Raw genomic sequence first — 21,041 nt, 5'->3', positions numbered from 1 at the left:
CATCAGCATGGCTGGCTATGGGGCTACTCGCCCAAGCCTTTACATATTGCGCTCCAATATTGCAATGCCCTGCGTCAATGCCCTATCGCAGTGCACCGCATAATTTTTATTAATTTTATTATTAGTATTGCTGATTCCCCAAGAGCACCTTGCTCATTAATAGCTGTATAAAATATCTACTATATAAGTATTTTTTATGGGTTAACGTCCTGTTAATAAATTTAGCTGATAGGCTTTAAGTGAATGAAAATACAAAAAAAGTTTTTCAGCTTTGCCCCTTATTTTACAATGAAATCCAAAAAGCGCTGATAAAATTTATTTAAATCATAGTTTTAGGTACACCTTGTGCAATTCAATGTTTAGTACACGCTGCAAATAGCGCGTATAGCTCGCCCCGGCGCATCAGAACGCCAATAAAGCACACATTGCATTGGAACAAGGAGAATAACCATGAGTAGCCCGGCCCTGTTTACACCCCGACGGCTTTATCTGACTACAGCTATTGCTGCAGTTTTTTCTCAGCCGCTACTGCATCACTCTGCCTTCGCGCAGCAAACCAACGAACCAGCAGCACAACCTGAAATGGAATCTATTCAGGTCACCGGTTCGCGGGTAGCCAGGGATGGTTATGATACACCCACACCTGTTTCCTCCATGACTGAAGCTGATATCAATGCCTACGCTCCAGATAGCGTGGCAGATTTTGTAAATACGATGCCGTCGGTATCAGGTAGTTCTACTGCGTCTACCTCGTCCGGTTCATTAAGTAATGGCGCGTCAGGGATTGCAGCATTGAACTTACGCGCCTTGGGAACGGGCCGTACACTGGTGTTGTTTGATGGACAGCGTTCGGTGGTTTCCGCGTCCACAGGTGAGGTAGATACCAATACTTTCCCTCAATCACTAATCAAGCGTGTGGATATTGTGACCGGCGGTGCGTCCTCGGTGTACGGTTCAGATGCAATCAGCGGCGTAGTTAACTTTATTTTAGATAAGCAATACACCGGCTTTAAATCACAGGTGGAGTATGGCGAAACATCCCAGGGAGACCGCGAAAACAATAAGATTGTTTTAACCTATGGAACTGAGCTAGGTGGGGGGGATGGGCATTTATTGCTAAGTGGCGAAACATTCAATGCTAATGGCATTCACTATACCACCCGTGATTGGGCCACGCAGGGTGATGTTGCCATGATTAATCCGGATACCTCCGCGGGGGCACCGTTTTACCTGGTCGATGACGGAATTGGGATTGCGAACTATACGCCCGGAGGGTTAATCGCCTCTGGTCCGCTGCAAGGAACCTATTTTGGTGTTGACGGCACTGTTAACCAGTTGGCCTATGGCGATGTATCGGGGCAATGGATGCAGGGCGGGGATTGGCAATACAGCACCTCAGGTATGGCCGGCACCAACTCGTTGGCAGCGGATGTGAAACGCCAGAATTTATTTGGCCGGCTTAGTTGGATGCTGGACGATACCGAGGTGTTTTTACAAGCATCATACGCCGAATATGAAGGGCTAAGTTACTACATAAACCCTACCTCTATCGGGGTTACGATTTATGACGACAATGCTTATCTGCCTGAATCGGTAGCTTCGCAAATGAATGAGCTGGGATTAGATAGCGTTACGCTCAATACCAGTAATGTGGATATGCCAGCATCGGGCAGCAATAACACGCGTGATACGACCCGCATAGTGATTGGGGCAAATGGCGAGTTTGTTTTAAGCGGGAAGTTTTTCACCTGGGATACGTATTATCAGTACGGTAAAACCCATACCGATGAACACATGACACCCACCTATAATTCTGAGCGCCTGACTTTAGCTACCGACGCCGTTACTGACCCCGCCACGGGGGAGATAGTGTGCCGTTCGGCATTAACTGACAGCGCCTCAACGTGTGTACCGTTAAATCGATTAGGAGTAGGGGTCGCTAGCGCCGCCGCCCTGGATTATGTTATGGGACAGCCACGGCGTGAACAGGATTTTATTCAGGATGTAGCAGCAATTAACTTTAGTACCGGCGACTTTGAAGGCTGGGCAGGGCCAATATCCATAGCGTTTGGGGCTGAATATCGTAAAGAGGAAATGGACGGCTATGTTGATCCGCAATACGCGTCGGGCTGGAAATACGGAAACTATAAAGTTACGCAAGGCTCGTACAATGTGAAAGAAGCGTACCTGGAAACGCTGATACCCGTAACTCACACGCTGGATTTTAATGGTGCGGTGCGCTACACCGATTACTCTACTTCAGGTGGAGTGACGACCTGGAAAACGGGACTAACCTGGACCCCCATTGAGGACGCAACCTTCCGGCTAAGCCGTTCACGCGATATCCGCGCCCCGAATCTTTCTGAATTATATGCTGCCGGTACAGCCCGTTCCAACTCGGTGACGATCAACGGGGCGTCGGTGCCTATGATTCAAAACTTACAGGGCAACGCTGGGGTTAGCCCGGAAGAAGCAGATTCATGGGGCGTAGGGATGGTGCTTCGGCCGGCCTTTTTAGACGGATTTTCTGCTTCGATTGACTATTACGACGTTAAAATTGATGGCGTGATTAGTTATGTTACAGCCGACGCTACCGCCGAGTATTGTGTGGAATTCGCGGTACAACGCTACTGCGACAATATGGTTTATGATGCGGGGGGAACACTGCAGACCATCAACCTGCTGTATGAAAACCTTAATCAAATGACCGCACGGGGGGTAGATTATGACCTCACTTATCGTTTTGATGTGGCCGATATTTTAGCGGGCGCCCCAGGCGCATTGCAGTTTCGCTTTTTAGCGACTAACTATCTGGAAAATATCACCGACAATGGGGTGACCGCCATTGATGAAGCGGGGGCTAACACTAGCGCCACGCCCGATTGGAAATACCGAGCTTCGATAGACTACACCCTTAATGATATGCGGTTCAATCTAACCGCCCGAGGGGTAAGTGATGGCGTACTGAGTAACGCTTATATCGAATGTACCACCGACTGTCCGGAAAGCGTGGCACCGAACTACACCATCAACAATAACCAGGTCTCCGGCAAAGTCTACCTCGACGGTTATGCCTCAACCACCCTCGCGTTTGCCAATACTGGCGATGTGGAATTATATCTGCAAATTCGCAACTTACTGGATACAGATCCTGCGGTAGTGACTTATCCAGCTTATCAAGGCTCGGAAAACCGGCCTGGCTACCTGGCCACAAATCGTAGTCTGTACGATGTGTTGGGCCGCCAGTTCAAAATTGGTTTCAGAGTAGAAATATAACAGGATCCCGCTATGAAAAAGGTAACAAAAACAATGATAATACGTCGAAATGCGATTGCCGGTGCGTGTTTAGCTGCCGGGCTAAGTTTCAGTATGCAGGCGAGCGCGGCCAGCGATTCTTCGGATGATGTAAAAAAAGCACTGATTACCGCTGTCGAAGCTAAAGCAAAACAAGCGCAGGTTATGAACGATATGATCTTCAGCTTTGGTGAGCTAGGCTTTCAGGAAACTGAGACTTCAAAGTACCTGACCGACATACTTCGCCAAAATGGCTTTACTATCGAACAAGGTATTTCCGGCATTCCCACCGCATGGATGGCTACCTGGGGAAGCGGCGAGCCAGTAATTGCATTGGGGTCAGATATCGACGGTATTCCCAAAGCATCGCAAAAGCCCGGGGTAGCGTACCATGATCCTTTAATTAAAGGCGCGCCGGGACATGGTGAGGGCCATAACTCAGGCTCGGTGGTAAACATCATCGCTGCGTTAGCGGTCAAAGAGCATATGCAGAAGAATGGCCTTAGTGGCACCATCAAAATCTGGCCCGGCGTAGCTGAAGAGCAGTTGGGGACAAAAGCGTATTATGTGCGTGATGGCTATTTTAAAGATGTAGACGCCGTATTGTTTTCCCACGTTTCAAATACATTCGCCACTCACTGGGGGGGCGGCTATGGTAACGGGCTGGTATCTGTTCAATACAATTTTTATGGCGAGTCAGCCCATAGCGCAGGGTCGCCCTGGCGCGGTCGCAGTGCACTGGATGCGGTAGAGCTGATGGAAGTAGGCATGGGCTATCGCCGGGAACACCTGCGTTTGTCTCAGCGTACCCACTCTATCATCGTAGATGGTGGCGACCAGCCAAACGTGGTGCCTCCTGTAGCAAGCCGCTGGTATTTCTTCCGGGAAACCGATTACCCCCACATTAAATCGTTATGGCAAATTGGCGATAATCTGGCTAAAGGCGCCGCATTAATGACGAATACCACGTGGGACTCAACGGTGCTAGGTTCGGCGTGGCCCATGCATATGAATAAAGCCATGGCAGAAGATGCGTACGAAAATATAAAACGAGTAGGAATGCCGCAATGGTCGAAAGAAGACATCGCTCTGGCTAAAGCTTTGCAGGAAAATATTGGCGCAGAACCGGAAGGCTTAAAAACCGAGATATCCGAGCTGACGGACCCACCCGATTTAAAGAAAAACACCGGCGGCGGCTCTGATGATATTGGGGATATTTCCTGGCAGGTGCCGACAATCACACTACGCTATCCGGCCAATATTCCTAACCTGCCGGGGCATAACTGGTCCAATGCAGTGGCAATGGCGACACCCATTGCGCACAAAGGGGTGGTTGCAGGGGCCAAAGCTCAGGCGTTGAATCTTTATGATTTGCTAACAGATGATAAATTGTTAGATGCCGCCTGGGATTATTATAAAAATGTGCAAACCAAAGACCAGCAATATACCCCTTTACTGCGTGAACAGGATCAACCGGCCATTCATCTGAATGAAGGCATCATGAATGAATTCCGCGATAAGATGAAATCCTATTACTATAATCCGGATAAGTACGATACCTATCTGGAACAGCTGGACATTACCTATCCAACGGTTAAACAAGCCGACTAATCGCATCATTGCTGCACAAAGGCCGCTATATCCATAGCGGCCTTTTGTTAGGTAACAATACCCAGCCGCAGGTTAAATTGCCAATTGCGTAGTCATTGCTCTGGCTAATAGCTCAATGGCCTCTGAGCGTACTTTCTGCGGGTTTTCCAAACATACGCCAATTTGGCCTAAATCCGGTAATTGGGGAGAGGGCGGTAAGATATGCAACCCAGGCGGTACTGTACTACGGGCCAGCACGGTAATTCCGAGTTCTTCGTTGATAGCCGTCTGTATGCCGTTCAAATCACCAATGGTGTAAACAATCTGCCACTGCCGATGATGTTTCTCAAGCACCTGTATTGCCCGTTTACGATATAGGCAAGGGGCGGGGGCGGCTATCAAAGGTAACTTGGTGGGTAGTGTGGTTACAAAACGCTGGCTGCTAACCCATACTAGCTGATCGGTAACAATATGCCCTGTTTGTTGAGCGTCCGGGGTTTCCTGCAACGATAAGATAAGATCAAACTGGCTTTTCAGGGGCTCTGCCAGCAAATTCTTCGTCAGCGCGCAATGTACCTCTAAAGAAACTTCGGGATAGGATTGTGTAAATTTTCGGATTATTTTAGGCATGAGGGTGGTGGAAAACTCACTGGGAATACCCATACGAATATTGCCACTTACCTGAGGCTTCCCGAACTCCGCCATTGCCTGATCATTGAGGGTGAGTATTTTCATCCCGAACTCAAGTAATTTACTCCCCGCTAATGTTAGCGTAAGTCGATTCCCCTCACGGCTGAATAATTTTTCACCTACGATCTGTTCGAGTTTTTTAATTTGCAGACTAATGGCTGGCTGCGTGCGCTTTAAGCGTTCTGCACACAATGTATAACTACCGGTTTGTGCAATAGTGACAAACGAGCGTAAAAAATCCACAGACAGGTTTTTCATAGTAAGATCCCCGGCAATAGGCAGGCAATCCTATTTCACTGTTAATTTAGTCTTTGATTGTTATTAATTATTTTTATCATAACCAGATTTAGCATTAGATTTGTCAAAAGTAAAGAAGCTTTACTTATCGGCTGATAAAGCAGAGATAAATAGCTAGGTGGACCGCCGCTAGCTATTTACGCATGTATGCAGCCGGTTAGCCTAAATTAGTTGAGAGACAAGCCGAAGTGCGTCAGCTATTTCGCTAAAATAGGTAAAAATAGCGTTTACCTATCAAATCGTAGTTGTAGTGCATGAAAGTACATCTTTTAGTAACAACAAAGGTACTGGCGGCGGTTATTTTGTACCCGCTTAGACGTTGCAAATACGGGAAGTAGGCATAAAGTAGCAGTTTGTTAACTAAACCTTACAAAGTTGTGTATTGCTTATGCGATTTTAGTCGTAAACGCTGGGTTTAAAGCAGCTATGGGCTTGTCAGTGTTACGCTGAGTGTGTAAAGTGCCGAAAGTTTAAAAATAAAAGCGGAGAACGCAACAATGCGAATCATTCTTCTTGGCGCACCCGGCGCTGGTAAGGGAACACAAGCTCAGTTTTTGATGGGGAAATTCGGTATTCCGCAAATTTCTACCGGTGATATGCTGCGTTCAGCGATAAAAGAAGGCAGTGAGCTAGGCCTGGCCGCGAAGCGGGTTATGGATGAAGGTAAGCTGGTATCTGACGATATTATTATCGGGCTGGTTAAAGAGCGTATAGCCCGGGAAGATTGCAAAGATGGCTTTTTGCTTGATGGTTTTCCCCGTACTATCCCTCAAGCTGATGCCATGAAAGATGCTGGGATTAAAATTGACCACGTGATTGAATTTGATGTACCCGATGATGTCATAGTTGAGCGCATGAGTGGGCGTCGTGTTCATCCTGCGTCAGGGCGTGTTTATCATGTTTCTAACAATCCGCCTAAAACTGAAGGTAAGGATGACGTGACGGGTGAAGCATTGATCATCCGTGAAGACGATAAAGAAGACACTGTACGTCATCGTCTTAGCGTATATCATGAGCAAACAAAACCTTTGGTGGGGTACTACGCCAAGGAAGCCGAACAGGGCAATTGTGAATATCACAAGTTAGACGGCACTAAAGCGGTAAGTGATGTGAGCAAAGAACTGGACGAACTATTAGGTTAATATTACCTATAGTGCGCAGCGATACCGCTGTCAGATGAAAAAAAGGTCGCACAGCGGCCTTTTTTACGTTTAATCTCAGTAAAGCTTTTGCGAAATTGCAGTCAGCTTGCCAGAATAACTATAATGATTATCGGAGTGATTTTTGATGGGCCTGCTTATAACCGCGTTTTATGCCAGCTTGCTGGGGCTGTGTTATCTGTATTTATCGATAGTGGTAATCAGTGTACGGCGACGCGAGCAAATTAGCCTGGGCACTGGCGATAACCCTGAACTGGAAAGGCTAAACAGGGCACATGGTAATTTTAGTGAATATGTTCCTATTACCCTGATCCTCCTGGCGTGTTTAGAAAGCCTTGGCGCATTTACCTGGGTATTACACGTTGGTGCCAGCGCGTTGCTATTTGGTCGAGTGATTCATGCTTACGGGCTTCGTCACCACACCGGCACCAGTTGGCAACGGGTCGCCGGTATGTTGCTAACATTTGGTGCCATGTTGTTTTTGGCGGCAGCCAATCTTTATATGATTCACTATACGGTGGTTTAATGAAGCGTTTGAACGAGCTAATGACGCCAGCCTGCCTGATAGATGAAGTAAAGTTAAAAGCTAACGCAGCCCGGGTAGCTGAAGTATGTGAGGCTGCCGGAGTTGCTTTACGTCCCCATGTAAAAACCTTAAAAAGTATTGAAGCGGCCGCCATTTATGCCCCGGCACTAATGCCCATAACCGTTTCTACCTTGGCCGAAGCAAATATATTTGCTGAAGCCGGCTATCAGGATATTTTATATGCAGTGGGTTTAAGCCCAAATAAATTGCCGCAAGTTAATGCGTTATTGCAAAAAGCGATTACGTTTACCGTGGTTATCGATAGTATGGCTGCGGCAAACCAGCTAAGCCAAAATGCTGCCCAGCTTAGCAATGTATTACAGGTAGCCATAGAGATTGATGTCGATGACCATCGCGCTGGGGTAAAAGCCAGTGATCCACAATTGCTGGATATTGCCCAGCGTATTGAGCAGACGGATAACCTGAGGTTCGCAGGGGTCATGGCCCATGCGGGGGCGTCTTATCAGTGTTTTGATGCGCAGTCACGTAATCAAATGGCGCAACAGGAGAGTCAGCAGGTGTTACTTGCGGCGAAAACGTTGGCCGACCACGGCTTGCCCTGCACGATGATCTCCGCAGGATCCACACCCACGGTGCTTGCCGCAGCCAGCCATGAGGGACTGACGGAACTGCGCGCCGGCGTGTATGCGACATTTGACTTGGTAATGGCCGGGTTGGGGGTATGTGCTTACACCGACATCGCGCTAAGCGTGTTAACCAGTATTATCGGTCATCAACAAGAGAAAGGCTGGGTGATGATAGATGCAGGCTGGATGGCATTGTCTAGAGATAAAGGAACGAGTGGGCAACCGCTGGACTGTGGCTATGGTTTGGTGTGCGATGCACACGGCAATGTGTTAGACGGCTGGTATGTCAGTCAGACTAATCAGGAGCATGGCATTATTGAGCATCGCGATGGTTTGCCGGCGGATCCCACTGTATTCGCTTACGGCAATATGCTGCGAATTCTGCCCGTACATGCATGTGCTACGGCTGCTCAGTTTAACCATTATATGGTCACTAACGATAACCAAACCTGCAGCGATAGTTGGCAGCGTATAAATGGCTGGTAAAACCGCAGAGCGACTATTATCTATAGGCTCTGCGGTTGATTAGCTTACCGCCTGGAAAAACAGCGGCTGATATTATCAGGGTTAGAAGCGGAAGGTTGCTTTGGTATACAGGAACCGGCCCCGGGGATTGTGAATACCGCCTACGTAACCGTAAAGGTCAGAATCGCCGTTACCGATGGCAAATGGAGGTTCTTCGTCAAACAGATTATTCACGCCCAACACCAACCGCACACTGTCAGATACGTTGTAGCCGCCTTGTAAATCGACTAAAAATTGCGAGTCGACCATGCGAGACTGATTGTCTTCAAAATCCAGAATACCGTCGAAATCAATGTCCGGTGTATCTTCGAACTCACCGATATAGCTAATATTTAAATTGGCATCAAACGCGCCTAGCATCCAGGTAGTACCAAATAGCCAACGGTTTTCCGGATAGCCATACTCTCCAGTGTAATCAAGCCCATCTTTTTCAAACTCGTTCATGTATGACCAATCAAGATTAAACTTAAGTTCGCCATAATTGTTGAGCGAAAGCCCATAGTTTGCACTGAAATCGACCCCGGAAGCTTCCTGTGAAGAGACGTTTTGATAGGTGTTGAAGATTTTTTGTATTACCCCTAGCGATTCGCCAGCTTGGGGGGCCAAACGTACACAAATTTCACTGTTCTGATTATTACACTCAGCGTCATACACCAAGCCAAATTGTTGCTCATCAATCTTATTGTCCTGAGTAATACTCCACACATCAATACTCAAACCCAGCGCCTCCACCGGAGCCCAGATAACACCGACGTTCCACGACTCTGACTCTTCTGCTTCAAGGCCCGGGTTGCCCGAGAACTGAATATTATAATCGAGAGATTCACAATCCAGACCGGTGGCGGCGCACCGATACTGATCTACAAAAAACACACTTTTTTCTGACGGCCCTAAACCAACCTGAGCCAAAGAGGGCGCCCGAAAGCCTTGTGCCCACGAGCCACGAACCGTTACTTCATCGGTGGGCGCCCAGCGTAGGGCAACTTTAGGGTTGGTAGTGCTGCCAAAGTCGCTGTAATGGTCATAACGCCCGGCTAATTGTAATTCAAGCTGTTCAGCTAATGGAATAGACAGTTCAAGATAGGCAGCATATTGATCGCGTTCAGCTTGTGCTGAGACCGATTCGGTACCGAAAATAAGCCCACGCTGGAACTGGATATCCGGAATATCAGAAACTTCTTCTTCGCGGTACTCCACGCCTGCCGCCATCATTACCACATCATCGCCGAAATCGAATGCTTCTCCTGTAATGTGAGCGTCTACGCTGGTCATACGCGATTCGCCACGGCGAACCAGACTGGTGGTAATATCGTTAATGACTTCATCCGGGTTAGTCACCCCGCCGAAAGGGTTGTAGTTACCCAGATTAATTTGGTCTTGCAGCCAATCAACCCGCACCCAACCCTGCGACTGGTTGCCTGACTGTTCGGATTTACTGCGCCCTTTTTGTATCGAAGCTTCCCAATCATAATCCATAAATACACCGCGCAGCCCAGCGACCATACGTAATGTATCGGTAGAAATATCCCATCGGCGCGCGCCGGCATCGACCGGACGATAACGACCGATTTCAATATCCTGGCCAAACGGATTATCAGGGTGTGTTCCGGGCACAGTCAGGCCGGCATCTTCATCAAGCGGTGTAGCGGCACCGCCAGCTTCCGAGGTATTGTGCTGAACCGCGACTTCCATAAATGCGGTTACATCAGCGTTTATCTGGTAATCAAACTGGCCAATTAAGCCTACCCGTTCCGCCTTAGGAATGGTCAAACCGTACGGGCCGTAGTCAAACAGACAACTGCCAGATTCAGTCGCGCTGTCTTCCGGGCAGTCCGGGTCAATAGTTTTCACCCCATCGACATAAAAATAGCCCGGGTAGCCCCGCGAGGAACGAAAGTCCATGCCACCATAAGCTGATTGATTTGCCGTACCGTACTGGCCCATTTCGTCGGCCGATAGGCGGCTATTGTTAAAATAATCGAGTATAACAGTAGAGCTACTTTTATCTGACTGCGCGCCCCATACCATGCTGGCTGTCGTTTCATCATAGCTTGGACCAGTTGTGCCACCATAGCCTAGGTTGAGTTCAAGGCCTTCAAAATCTTTCTTCAGAATGACGTTCACTACGCCGGCAACCGCATCAGAGCCATATATAGCGGATGCGCCGTCTTTTAGAATATCGATTCGTTCAATGGCAGACACCGGAATGGAGTTTATGTCTACAAATGAATTGGTAATACTTTCAGCAAAAGCACTGATAGCAACCCGTCGTCCGTTAATTAAAACAAGCGTTGCATCTGGCCCCATCCCCCGTAACGATACTGCGGCGGCGCCATTTGCAGTAGAGTCTTGGCTATTGCCCCGGGTGGAAAACGTCCCTGCGCCAGTAGAGGGCATACGTTCCAGTAATTGTTGTAAATTTTCATAGCCCATGCCATCAATCATCGAGGCATCAATACTTTGAATTGGCGAAGGCCCTTCCATATCAGTACGTTTAATTCTTGAACCAGTTACAGCAATACGCTCGACCTCGTTGTCTGCGCCTTGGGTTTGTTGAGCCAGTGCCGTAGGGATAGTAGATACGCCGAATATAGCCAGGCTGACTGCCATGGCGGTGCGCTTAACACCTTGTTTCATTTGTATTTCCTTATCGATGAGTGTGAAAGTAGTTATTACTACACTTTTATGAATAGCATTAAATATGACCACTATGCAATCATGCGAAAACACTAATACGTAACAAAGCGTGTAAATATTATGCAACTTACTAAGCCCGTCATAGCTGCAGCCAAGCCGGGTAGCAAACCTGTATTGGCAACAGGAATGGAGTAGCAAAAATTGAGTAGACACCCATCGAAATTACTAGGTTTTGGAAAGGTTTTGGAAAGACACCCACCGCAATTACTAGATACTTAGCGTGGCGTTCTGAAGTAATTAGCAATTAAAAAAATTAGAAGGACATCCATACCGAATAGAAGGTCAACGTACGATTAATCAGTTACTCATATTAAAAAGGCCGGCGTAGGAGTTCACACCACCGCTATGCGGATAGCCACTTACGAAGAGGCTTGGAAAGAATTGAGTAGACACCCAAGCCATTTTCAAAAAACGTGTTGGAGAAACACCCATTGAAATTACTAGGTTTTGGAGAGATCCCCACTGCAATCACCAGATACTTAGCGTGGCGCACTGAAGTAATTAGCAATTGAAAAAATTAGAAGAAAATTAGAAGGACATCCATACCAATCCCAGTGTTAAAGGCGGGCTATACGCCCGCCAGTAGATTTCTACAGGTTAGAAACTATATGTTAGCTTGCCATAAGCATAACGGCCCTGGAAACCGTACGGAGAAAAGTTAGGGTAGGGAATAACATAATCAAACTGGCCAACATCAGGAGCGTCAGTGATTACTGCGGACTGGGGATACTTATCGAATAAATTATTTACACCAAGCTTCAACTGTAAATCTTCGGTAATAAAATAACCGACTTCGGTATCGACAATAAACGCTGTATCGACGGTAACATCTCCAGTTTGCGTAGAGCCGGGTTGGGTAACTTCACCAAAATAATTACCGCGTAATAGTAACGAGACCTTTTCGCCTTGCCAGTTTGCCGTAATATTGGCTTTTGTTTTGGGAGCGGCATTTTCAAGGCGAGAACGCTCACGTCTTGCAAATAGACTCTCCGGGGCGAACAGATCCGCAGGGCCCGCCGTAGCAATAACTTCACTTACCTCGGTTTCGTTATAATTAGCTCCCATAGAAAGGTTCAATGATCCTTCGGCGATATCATCTATAGTGTAATTAGCAACTACATCAACCCCTTCGGTCCGGCTGTTCACGCCGTTAATAAAGAAGCGCACGGCGCCTACGCCTTCAATATTATTGGCATTGAAAACCTGCGTAACTATAGCGGCCTCATCATCGCTATCCCCCAGTGTTTCTGATAGCACTACGCGGTCATCAATGTCGATACGATAAGCATCAGCAGTGATAGTCAGGCGTTCTATGGGAGACCAGGTGAAGCCAAGGCTCACATTCGTTGATTCTTCTGCGTCCAATTGGCTCCCCCCTAATGCTTGCGCTGCAGTACTGGTAGAGGAAATAGTTCCAACTTCATACGCTACCCCGTTGATGAAATTAGTACTGACAGAAGTATAAAACTGTTGTTGTAAAGAGGGGGCTCTAAAGCCTGTACTAACGGAACCACGCACAGAAAATGTATCGCTAAACATATAACGGGTGGCAAGTTTGCCGTTAGAGGTAGAACCAAAATCAGAGTAATCTTCGTATCGGCCGGCCAGGGTAATATTCCATTGCTGGGTAATATCAGCATCCAGGTCGATATAAAAAGCATAGCTATCTCGATCTTCATCTACCCGCGCGGCATCCGAAAAATAAAGTGCGCCTTGGGCAAATAGCCTATCTGATTGATAAACCGGGTTACCTGTCTCATCAACCACCGGGTTACCATTTTCATCAATAGCTTGAATATTTGTATAAGCAGCCTCGTCACCTGAGCTTATTTCGAACTCATCGATACGGTATTCAGCGCCCAGTGCGAACGATAGCGGCGAGAATAACCCGTCAATGTCAATAAAGCGGGAAGCATCAAAGCTAAAGGTAGTTTGCTGATTAGCTAATTGGCCGCCGTAGAATTGGGTGGGTGTCTGGCTAAGGTATGTGGGGTTGGCGGTGTTATAAGTCGTATAGTCGACTTCATTACTACCTGTAACTACACTGGCGTTGTAGTCCCAGTGTTCGGAACTGCCTTTCACTCCCGCCAACACTGACCAATCCTGAATTTCTGCTAAAATTTGTGGGGTAAAGCCGTTAGGGTAGATATCCTGAATAAATAGTCCCTCGTCTGCGGCTTCCCGAAAAAAGGCCCCCGTTACACTTTCTTTATCCTGAAAGGTCAATGTCGAATATAGCTCGGCCTTGCTGTTCAGGTAATAGCCAGCATTGGCTAGCAGCGTGTAAGACTCCGTGTCGGGAGAACCAAAATTAAACCGGTCGCGGTTAACGGTAAGTTCGCGCTGGTCGAAGTTACCATCAGCGGTTAACGGGTAAGTATCTCCGTCATCATAACCACCGCGATTGGTTCTATTGGCATTGGCTATTTCCCCGGTGATATTAATATAGCCATCATCACCTAATGCCAGCCCTGTATTAGCAGTAAAATTAATATTTTCGCCATCGTTGCGATTAATATCGTCGCCGTAGATACCGGTAACACGGTTGGCACCGTTTTCATTCGGTACGATATTCCCTTGCTCGTCGGTTAAAATACCGGTTAGTTCAGGTACTCCATCAAGTTCAGTGAAATAACTGCCGGCTGAAACGGTAACCGAACCGCCTTCAGCAGCATCTTTGGTAATAATATTAATAACGCCAGCAATAGCATCTGAACCATATTGGGCCGCCGCGCCATCGCGTAGAATTTCAATGCGTTTAATCGCCGCGGATGGAATAGCGTTAAGATCTACCGAAACTGAACCGCGTCCTGACGTACCGTTGAGGTTAAGTAATGCACTTGTGTGAAAACGCCGACCATTTAATAACACCAAGGTTTGATCCGGCGCGAGGCCCCGCAATGAAGCAGGTTTGATATGTTCTGTCCCATCCACCAGTGAAGGTTGGTAGAAGTTGAAGCTTGGTACTACATTCTGTAATTGACGGCTGATATCGTTAAAGCCGCCCGCATTTAAAGTGTCTTCATCTATCAAATCTACTGGTACGTTGCTTTGAACTACGGAGCGCCCAGGCCGACGAGTTCCTAAAATCAGGATTTGTTCAGTTTCAGGCTCATCCGTCGCTTTATTCTGTTCGGCCTCCTGGGCATACGAGACTGGCAGATAGCTGGCGGCTATAAGTGTTGCGGCAATAGGCGAAAGTGCGAATGCTTTCATGTGTGTTCATCCTCAGTAATAACAATAATACGTGATTTGTCGTATGGTGTTTTGTTATAGCTGTAATGACCTGCACTTCTTATTTATGAGGCTTTATCGTTACAGAAGGCGCGATGTTACCAAAATCACCGCGGGGGGAAAGCGATTTACTTACGTATTGGCGGCAAAAAGGGATGACTTAAAGCTGGTCGTACGACTCCGGTAGTAAATAGGAGGCCGTAAGTGGCTTGAAGGTAGCTTGAAAGGATAGCTTGAAAGGCATTCATGCGCAGACACTGTGGCCTGTAAGAAGCTTAAGACATCCATATTCCAGAACCGTGGCTAGCAACGTGCTTGCAAGACACCCACAGTAATGGCCGGCATTAATTTTTAAGGCGGAAAACGGGCGGGAAGTGAAAGTTCAAAACTGAGTTGTAGTGAATATAAATCTGATAAAAAGTAAGGATAGCCCTGTGAAGGCGTGGGTTCGTAACTTTCAAAGCTATATTAGCCAACAGTAGCCAAAAGCAAAATTTAGTCGCGGCATAGCGCTGATAGGAAAATAAAAAGAAACTTAAGAGACATCCATATTCCAGAACTGTGGCTAGCAACGCGCTTGCAAGACACCCACAGTAATGGCCGGCATTAATTTTTAAGGCGGAAAACGGGCGGAAAGTTAAAGTTCAAAACTAAGTTGTCAGAGAATATAAATCTGATAAAAAGTAAGGATAGCCCTGTGAAGGCGTGGGTTCATAACTTTCAAAGCTATATTAGCCAACAGTAGCCAAAAGCAAAATTTAGTTGCGGCATAGCGCTGATAGGAAAATAAACAACGTCCTATTGTATGACGGCCTTGATATATATCATCAATAGAAGACATGATAGGAAGGTGACGAAGGTATTAAAGGCTGGTTTGTTTTTACAAGCCATAGCTCTTGGTATTTTAACCAAACAGTCGTTGTGCATTACGTCTGTCGGCAATACGACTGAGATTATGATTGTTGCGATACCGCAGCAAACTTTCTATATCCCCTGCGGCCCGGTGAAAACACTGCTCAAAACCCTGCGTCAACGCTAACCATTGCTCCGGTTTCAGTCCTAACTGGTGTAAGAGGGGCGCCAACGTATCGCTGAGGCAGGACTTGCCTTTTATCTTAATGCGGCCTGTAGTGTTTATCAGTACCAGATAATCAGTAAAGCTAAATGGTATACAAGAACGGGATGGGCACAGTGTTGTTTGGTCATTAAAGGCCATTAAGGGTGCCACCGGGCGCTGACGGTGGCTATGGCGTAGCCGGTGACGAATGCTGGTATACAACGACGCTGCGGGCGTGGAGACAATGCCCGCGCGAACCGGATTAAGGTCTACATAGGCCATGCAGGCTAACAACGCCGTGTCACTTAATAATGCCTGGGATTTAAAGCGTCCTTCCCAGAACCGCCCGGTACACTCATCTTCCTGATTGGCCTGACGTGCGATGTACTCATTAAGCGCCCGCATAAACCAACTGATGTCGGCTAACCGCTCTCGCCAAATACCAGCGGTGGCTTCCACCGTAGCCACTTCTGCCTGAGACAGGCTTCGACGCTGCTGCGGACAAAGGTATTTAGCACTTAGCAATGTGCCTTTATATAAGCGGTGCCAGCGCTGTAATACTGCCACTGTAGTCAGGGTATCCGCCAGGGGCTTATCAATATGCAGTACCACATGAGTGTGGTTACTCATCACTGCATAGGCACATACATCGATAGCAAAGATACCCGCAAGAAAATGCAGTCGCTTTTCAACCCAGGCGCGGCGATGCTCGTAACTGTGGCCGGTCAGGACATCGTTACCACATAGCCAGGCACGCCTTACGCAGCGTGATATACAGTGATAATAAGGCGTATCATTGAGGCAAATCTGGGTCTTTCTGGCGCTGGGCATAACAATAAATACAGTTGAAAGTAATAAGGCCAGTATAGGCTTAAAGCGGGCAATGACTACGGTTCAAAAGATCAGGTTATGCTGTAAACAAGGGTGGGGGATAGGCAATTGATGAAGAGGTTGTTACTCGGAAGCCAGGAATGGGTGTCTTGCGAACCCAGGAATGGGTGTCTTTCCTACATCTATTGCCAATGCCCTTATCGAGAAACCTGGAGTGGGTGTCTTATAGAGACGTTATAGAGACGCTATTGAGATGTGTTATTGAAAGGTGTTTATCGGCAAACTTTCTATCAGCAAGTTACTGTATTTTGTTTTAAGGCTTGATCGATGGTTATCGGTATTTATGGTAGTTAGCAAAATAGAAAATAGCAGGCCCAGGGCCTGCTATTTTACTTAGCTGTAAAAACAGAGGTAAGCGGTAGGAGTAGAAATTTTTACGTCAAAAGATAAGTTTGCATCAACCGTAAACTGGCTGCCCGCCGGATACTGCTGCCAGGTTTCTGAGCCGGGAAGTTTAACCGACATTTCACCTTCCATAACTTTCATAACCTCATGTTTTGAGGTGTTAAAGGTATATTCACCTGCCGACATTACACCCGAGGTACATGGTCCGTTTGCTGATTCAAAAGCAATGGACTTTACCTTATCATCAAAATAACTATTTACTTCAAACGCCATACGTTCCTTTCCTTTTTCCATTAACATAAAAGCGTATTGTGACGCATACAATTACAAAAGGCGAACTGGATAAACGGCCCCAAAAACTCTCCATAGGTTTTGTAGTATGTTTATTGGCTATAGCAGAGCTGTAAATTGTTGGAAGAGCAGCCTCTGGATGAAAGTTGGGCAACTGTATCCGGCGCAACGGCGCGCATTAATATATTTCAAAGATTAACCGCCCTAACAGAATAGGGTGACTAAAATAAGTCACCCAACAGGTATAGCAAGTATGAGTAGGGGATACGGTTCGCTTGCATTGCTATACTATGGCTAAATTAAGATTTTATACAATCTGAATCCGGCGAGGTTTATTAGCTTCGGGGATCTGACGCATTAAGTCCACATGCAGCAAACCATTAGTTAATTCTGCCCCTAAAACTTTGACGTGATCGCCCAATTGGAACGTTTTATCAAAATTACGAGCGGAGATACCTTTATGCAAAAATTTGCGCTGAGTATTCTCGCTGCTTGGGCGACTATGTCGGTTTCCAGTAGTTTCGGCCTGAGTTACTGCCTCGCTATTTACGTTTCCAGTATTGTGGTCAGCATCGTCCTTGGTGCCATTTGCTTGCTCGCTTGAAGTCTGCTTACCGCGAACAGTAAGAGTATTACCCTGTGCTTCAACCGTAATCTGCTCGCGATTGAACCCGGCTAGCGCCATAGATATTCGATATTTGTCATCGCCCAAAACTTCAATATTGTACGGCGGGTAGGCCCGCTGATTATCTTTACGATGCGCAGATTCAATCAAGGAAGACAGCTGGTCAGATCCGATAAAAGAACGGTAAAGTGGCGATAAGTCGATGTTTCTCATTATAATATCCTTAATAAAGCAATATTTAACATTCAGCCCCGCTAGCGGCAGCGTTATGTTAGGGTTGATAATAAATTATTGGGTTTGCACGTAGTGTTGCTTTTTCTCCGCGCTTATTGCTATGACACTATTTTGCGTTAGTTGACCTAACAGAGTCACGCTGTGAAACGCTGATGCGCTGTGTTTTTTTCTCATCCGGCAGATTTTCTTCTATATCGATATGCAATATCCCAGCTGCCATACTCGCGCCAGTAACTGTCATCTGAGCGTCTAGTTTAAACTCACGGTGAAAATTCGTATCCATAATTTCTCTATGAGAGAAATGTCGTGACACTTCACACTTATTGGGTACAGGTCTTTCGCCCTTCACCCGAAGTATATTGTCTTGAGTTTCAACCGCTATCCATGAGCGATTAAAGCCTGGAATAGCTAAAGAGATTCGATATTTTCCCGCGCTGAGCACTTCAATATTATAGGGTGGAAAGTCTTGGGTCTTGGTAACAGACTTCGGCCTGTTAAAAGATGATAGTGGGCTAGCAGGCCCGGAATACATACGAGAATAGGGTGACAAATCGATGTTTCGCATGATCATATCCTTGTTATTAAGCAATATGTTGTTGGCTTGCCCCGCGCCGCGGCAGCAAAATTAAGGGCCTAGGTCTCCAGGCCCTTAAGGAAAAGTGAGCAGCGTATTATTCGCTGTCTTTGTTTTCTATATAGCGCTGACCGATTTCAATCCGCCGAGGCTTCTTGGCTTCGGGTATTTGTCGCTCAAGGTCAATATGAAGTAGGCCGTCAGCAAGGTTAGCTCCTGTTACCTTAACATGATCACCTAGCTGAAATTTGCGCTCGAAGCTTTTTTCCGATATTCCTTTGTGCAGGTATTTACGAGCAGTTTTATCATTGTCTGCTTCAGCTTTCTTGCCCTGTACACTAAGGGTATTATCCTGAGCTTCAATAGTAATATCATCATTACCAAAACCGGCTACAGCCATTGAAATTCGATAATGATCGTCGCCTAACAGTTCGACGTTATAGGGCGGATAAGTGCTTTGGCTGTCAGCTCGGTTGGCAGCATCAATTAATGAAGCCAAACGGTCAGAACCAATAAAAGAGCGGTAAAGTGGAGATAGATCGATAGTACGCATAGTCATATCCTCGATTAAAAGCAATATGTTTAATTAGATGCCCCAGTTACCTGGCGGCGGTTATTGTCAGCCTGCTCGTGCAGCGCCGACAATACCTATATAGAATCCTTTTACCGCTTTTCAATAGGCTAATTTGAAAAAAATTAAATTAAATTTTTAAGCCAGCGATCTGTGGCAGGCAGGTAGCTTTTTTCCGGAAAAGACCATAACACAGTAGTCGCTTTACCCTTGAGTGTTTCTATAGGTACAAAACCAAAGGCGCGCGAGTCAGCACTGTTGTTACGATTGTCTCCCAATACCAGTACGTGATGTTTAGGAACTGTTACAGGGCCGAATGTGGCATAGGTAGATCTGGTCTGTGATACTCGTAACCTGTGGGTTGGCATTAACCCAGCTTCAAGAAAAGTCTGCGACCCGCTCTTTTCATATGATGAGGTTATACCGTTTATTTTCAATCTATTATTCTGCATCTCAATCCTATCACCAGGCACCCCAATTACCCGTTTAACCAACAGTTTGTCAGCAGTATCGGAATCTATCACCACAATATCTCCGCGTGCTGGCGAACGCTGAGTCATGATGCCTATATCAGTAAAAGGGATATCTAAACGATACGCTGATTTGTCTACTAAAATACGATCGCCTATATGGATAGTCGGCAACATAGAGCCTGAGGGGACGTGGTACCAGTCGGCGAAGCTACTTCGAATACTTAATAGGCAAAGAAGAAAAAGAACAAAGCCCCAGTTTTCCTTGGCAGCTAAGCAAAATCGTTCGACCCGGCCATTTATGTTGCTCATAATTTTTACTCCTTTATCCATATTCAGTGTTTACTTTGGGTGTCTTACTAAACAGCGTTAATCATCGTTACCAAAGGTGGCTGTCTTGTTAATGCTGTTTCAAGAAGCGTTGCGCAAGCATTACTTACTACATCCTTGTGATTTGCTGTTTTCATATGGGTGTCTTACTAAACACTGTTTTCATATGGGTGTCTTACTAAACATTACTAAATAGCGCCTTTCATCGGCGTTACCAGAGATGGCTGTCTTTCCAATGTCTTCCATTTCCAATGATTTTCAATGCTAATTTCCTATAGACGCTAAGGTAGTAGTCTGACGGCGTGAAGATAAATTACAGTAAGGGACAAAAAAGCCCGCGGCTGGCGGGCTTGGGTAGGGTTAACTCAAGGAATTATTTATGGCGGGCCTGGAGTACGCTGATAGCATCACTTAACGACATATCGCTGGCTTGCAGCAACACTGTTAAATGATAAAGCAAGTCAGCCGCTTCGTTTTTAAGCTCCTCGGTATCATTGACCGTGGCTGCTAGCGCGGTTTCAACACCTTCTTCGCCCACTTTCTGAGCGATACGTTTAATTCCTTTGGCATACAAGCTAGCGGTGTAGCTAGACGTGGGGTCCGCGGTTTTGCGCTCGGCTAGTACCCGTTCCAAGTCGGCTAGAAATGTGAAATCAGCAGGTTTAGAGGTAAACCAGCAGCTTTCTTCACCAGTATGGCAGGTGGGACCATTAGGGGTGGCCATGATCAATAATGAATCATGGTCACAATCGCAACCTGCTTCCACCAGGTCTAATGTATTGCCTGAAGTTTCCCCTTTTTGCCATAAACGCTGCTTAGAACGGCTGAAAAAGGTCACTTTCCCACTGGTTAGGGTCGTTTCTAATGCTTCGGGGTTCATATATCCCTGCATCAGTACCTTGCCGCTAATTGCATCCTGCACTATCGCCGGCAGCAGGCCATCCATTTTTTCCCAGGCCAGTTCAGCCATATTGGAGATATCGATAATCATCG

15 protein-coding genes are annotated in these 21,041 nt (G+C 46.6%); 5 read left to right on the top strand and 10 right to left on the bottom strand.

The annotated features are described in order from the left end of the window. Positions 1 to 450 precede the first annotated feature (450 nt). Both D0Y50_RS12665 and D0Y50_RS12660 read left to right on the top strand, forming a co-directional pair. Complete coding sequence (locus D0Y50_RS12665) at positions 451 to 3,276, top strand: TonB-dependent receptor plug domain-containing protein (RefSeq protein ID WP_117317267.1); 2,826 nt, start codon at positions 451 to 453, stop codon at positions 3,274 to 3,276. 12 nt (positions 3,277 to 3,288) lie between these two features. Then, positions 3,289 to 4,905 (top strand): zinc-binding metallopeptidase family protein, encoded by a 1,617-nt coding sequence (locus tag D0Y50_RS12660; protein ID WP_232366255.1) that lies wholly within the window; start codon positions 3,289 to 3,291, stop codon positions 4,903 to 4,905. A gap of 72 nt (positions 4,906 to 4,977) precedes the next feature. Here D0Y50_RS12660 and D0Y50_RS12655 read toward each other — a convergent pair whose 3' ends face one another. After that, a complete protein-coding gene (locus D0Y50_RS12655; RefSeq protein ID WP_108569046.1) occupies positions 4,978 to 5,832 on the bottom strand; it encodes a LysR substrate-binding domain-containing protein in 855 nt (284 codons plus the stop codon). A 536-nt stretch (positions 5,833 to 6,368) separates the two neighbouring features. On the opposite strand from D0Y50_RS12655, the gene adk reads away from it, so the two are divergent. The 3 genes from adk (at position 6,369) to D0Y50_RS12640 (ending at position 8,690) form a co-directional block, all read left to right on the top strand. Next, complete coding sequence (adk, locus tag D0Y50_RS12650) at positions 6,369 to 7,013, top strand: adenylate kinase (protein ID WP_108569047.1); 645 nt, start codon at positions 6,369 to 6,371, stop codon at positions 7,011 to 7,013. 145 nt (positions 7,014 to 7,158) lie between these two features. After that, positions 7,159 to 7,557, top strand: coding sequence for an MAPEG family protein (locus tag D0Y50_RS12645; protein ID WP_108569048.1), 399 nt, complete (start codon positions 7,159 to 7,161; stop codon positions 7,555 to 7,557). Further along, a complete protein-coding gene (locus D0Y50_RS12640) occupies positions 7,557 to 8,690 on the top strand; it encodes an alanine racemase (protein ID WP_117317265.1) in 1,134 nt (377 codons plus the stop codon). The genes D0Y50_RS12645 and D0Y50_RS12640 overlap by 1 nt, the downstream gene beginning before the upstream one ends. An 81-nt stretch (positions 8,691 to 8,771) precedes the next feature. On the opposite strand, the gene D0Y50_RS12635 is transcribed toward D0Y50_RS12640, so the two are convergent. From D0Y50_RS12635 to hisIE, 9 genes are all read right to left on the bottom strand, one after another. Then, a complete protein-coding gene (locus tag D0Y50_RS12635; RefSeq protein ID WP_117317263.1) occupies positions 8,772 to 11,366 on the bottom strand; it encodes a TonB-dependent receptor in 2,595 nt (864 codons plus the stop codon). Positions 11,367 to 12,023: 657 nt separating this feature from the next. Then, positions 12,024 to 14,642: a TonB-dependent receptor plug domain-containing protein gene (locus tag D0Y50_RS12630; protein ID WP_117317261.1), complete on the bottom strand. Its 2,619-nt coding sequence runs from the start codon at positions 14,640 to 14,642 to the stop codon at positions 12,024 to 12,026. Positions 14,643 to 15,564: 922 nt separating this feature from the next. Further along, positions 15,565 to 16,548: a transposase gene (locus tag D0Y50_RS12625; RefSeq protein WP_117317259.1), complete on the bottom strand. Its 984-nt coding sequence runs from the start codon at positions 16,546 to 16,548 to the stop codon at positions 15,565 to 15,567. A 393-nt stretch (positions 16,549 to 16,941) separates the two neighbouring features. After that, a complete protein-coding gene (ppnP, locus tag D0Y50_RS12620) occupies positions 16,942 to 17,226 on the bottom strand; it encodes a pyrimidine/purine nucleoside phosphorylase (RefSeq protein ID WP_108568334.1) in 285 nt (94 codons plus the stop codon). Between the two features lie 325 nt (positions 17,227 to 17,551). Then, a complete protein-coding gene (locus D0Y50_RS12615; RefSeq protein ID WP_117317257.1) occupies positions 17,552 to 18,082 on the bottom strand; it encodes an Hsp20 family protein in 531 nt (176 codons plus the stop codon). A 127-nt stretch (positions 18,083 to 18,209) separates the two neighbouring features. Further along, positions 18,210 to 18,668 carry an Hsp20 family protein gene (locus tag D0Y50_RS12610; protein WP_170145505.1) on the bottom strand — a complete coding sequence of 153 codons (459 nt, stop codon included), beginning with the start codon at positions 18,666 to 18,668 and terminating at the stop codon, positions 18,210 to 18,212. A gap of 106 nt (positions 18,669 to 18,774) precedes the next feature. Next, positions 18,775 to 19,230, bottom strand: coding sequence for an Hsp20 family protein (locus tag D0Y50_RS12605; RefSeq protein ID WP_108568331.1), 456 nt, complete (start codon positions 19,228 to 19,230; stop codon positions 18,775 to 18,777). 143 nt (positions 19,231 to 19,373) lie between these two features. Then, complete coding sequence (gene lepB, locus D0Y50_RS12600; protein ID WP_232366254.1) at positions 19,374 to 20,051, bottom strand: signal peptidase I; 678 nt, start codon at positions 20,049 to 20,051, stop codon at positions 19,374 to 19,376. Between the two features lie 370 nt (positions 20,052 to 20,421). Further along, positions 20,422 to 21,039: a bifunctional phosphoribosyl-AMP cyclohydrolase/phosphoribosyl-ATP diphosphatase HisIE gene (gene hisIE, locus D0Y50_RS12595; protein WP_108568329.1), complete on the bottom strand. Its 618-nt coding sequence runs from the start codon at positions 21,037 to 21,039 to the stop codon at positions 20,422 to 20,424. Positions 21,040 to 21,041: the final 2 nt, after the last annotated feature.

The sequence above is a fragment of the Salinimonas sediminis genome, assembly GCF_003429285.1.
Lineage (GTDB): Bacteria > Pseudomonadota > Gammaproteobacteria > Enterobacterales > Alteromonadaceae > Alteromonas > Alteromonas indica.
This window is presented reverse-complemented; position numbering and strand designations above follow the sequence as displayed.

Excerpts from the sequence above, each read along its gene's own strand:
- D0Y50_RS12645 (WP_108569048.1), top strand. The coding sequence starts at position 7,159 with ATGGGCCTGCTTATAACCGCGTTTTATGCCAGCTTGCTGGGGCTGTGT.
- hisIE (WP_108568329.1), bottom strand. The coding sequence starts at position 21,039 with ATGATTATCGATATCTCCAATATGGCTGAACTGGCCTGGGAAAAAATG.
- lepB (WP_232366254.1), bottom strand. The coding sequence starts at position 20,051 with ATGGATAAAGGAGTAAAAATTATGAGCAACATAAATGGCCGGGTCGAA.
- adk (WP_108569047.1), top strand. The coding sequence starts at position 6,369 with ATGCGAATCATTCTTCTTGGCGCACCCGGCGCTGGTAAGGGAACACAA.
- D0Y50_RS12625 (WP_117317259.1), bottom strand. The coding sequence starts at position 16,548 with ATGCCCAGCGCCAGAAAGACCCAGATTTGCCTCAATGATACGCCTTAT.
- D0Y50_RS12635 (WP_117317263.1), bottom strand. The coding sequence starts at position 11,366 with ATGAAACAAGGTGTTAAGCGCACCGCCATGGCAGTCAGCCTGGCTATA.
- D0Y50_RS12660 (WP_232366255.1), top strand. The coding sequence starts at position 3,289 with ATGAAAAAGGTAACAAAAACAATGATAATACGTCGAAATGCGATTGCC.
- D0Y50_RS12630 (WP_117317261.1), bottom strand. The coding sequence starts at position 14,642 with ATGAAAGCATTCGCACTTTCGCCTATTGCCGCAACACTTATAGCCGCC.
- D0Y50_RS12655 (WP_108569046.1), bottom strand. The coding sequence starts at position 5,832 with ATGAAAAACCTGTCTGTGGATTTTTTACGCTCGTTTGTCACTATTGCA.
- D0Y50_RS12605 (WP_108568331.1), bottom strand. The coding sequence starts at position 19,230 with ATGCGTACTATCGATCTATCTCCACTTTACCGCTCTTTTATTGGTTCT.
- D0Y50_RS12640 (WP_117317265.1), top strand. The coding sequence starts at position 7,557 with ATGAAGCGTTTGAACGAGCTAATGACGCCAGCCTGCCTGATAGATGAA.
- D0Y50_RS12615 (WP_117317257.1), bottom strand. The coding sequence starts at position 18,082 with ATGAGAAACATCGACTTATCGCCACTTTACCGTTCTTTTATCGGATCT.
- ppnP (WP_108568334.1), bottom strand. The coding sequence starts at position 17,226 with ATGGCGTTTGAAGTAAATAGTTATTTTGATGATAAGGTAAAGTCCATT.
- D0Y50_RS12665 (WP_117317267.1), top strand. The coding sequence starts at position 451 with ATGAGTAGCCCGGCCCTGTTTACACCCCGACGGCTTTATCTGACTACA.
- D0Y50_RS12610 (WP_170145505.1), bottom strand. The coding sequence starts at position 18,668 with ATGCGAAACATCGATTTGTCACCCTATTCTCGTATGTATTCCGGGCCT.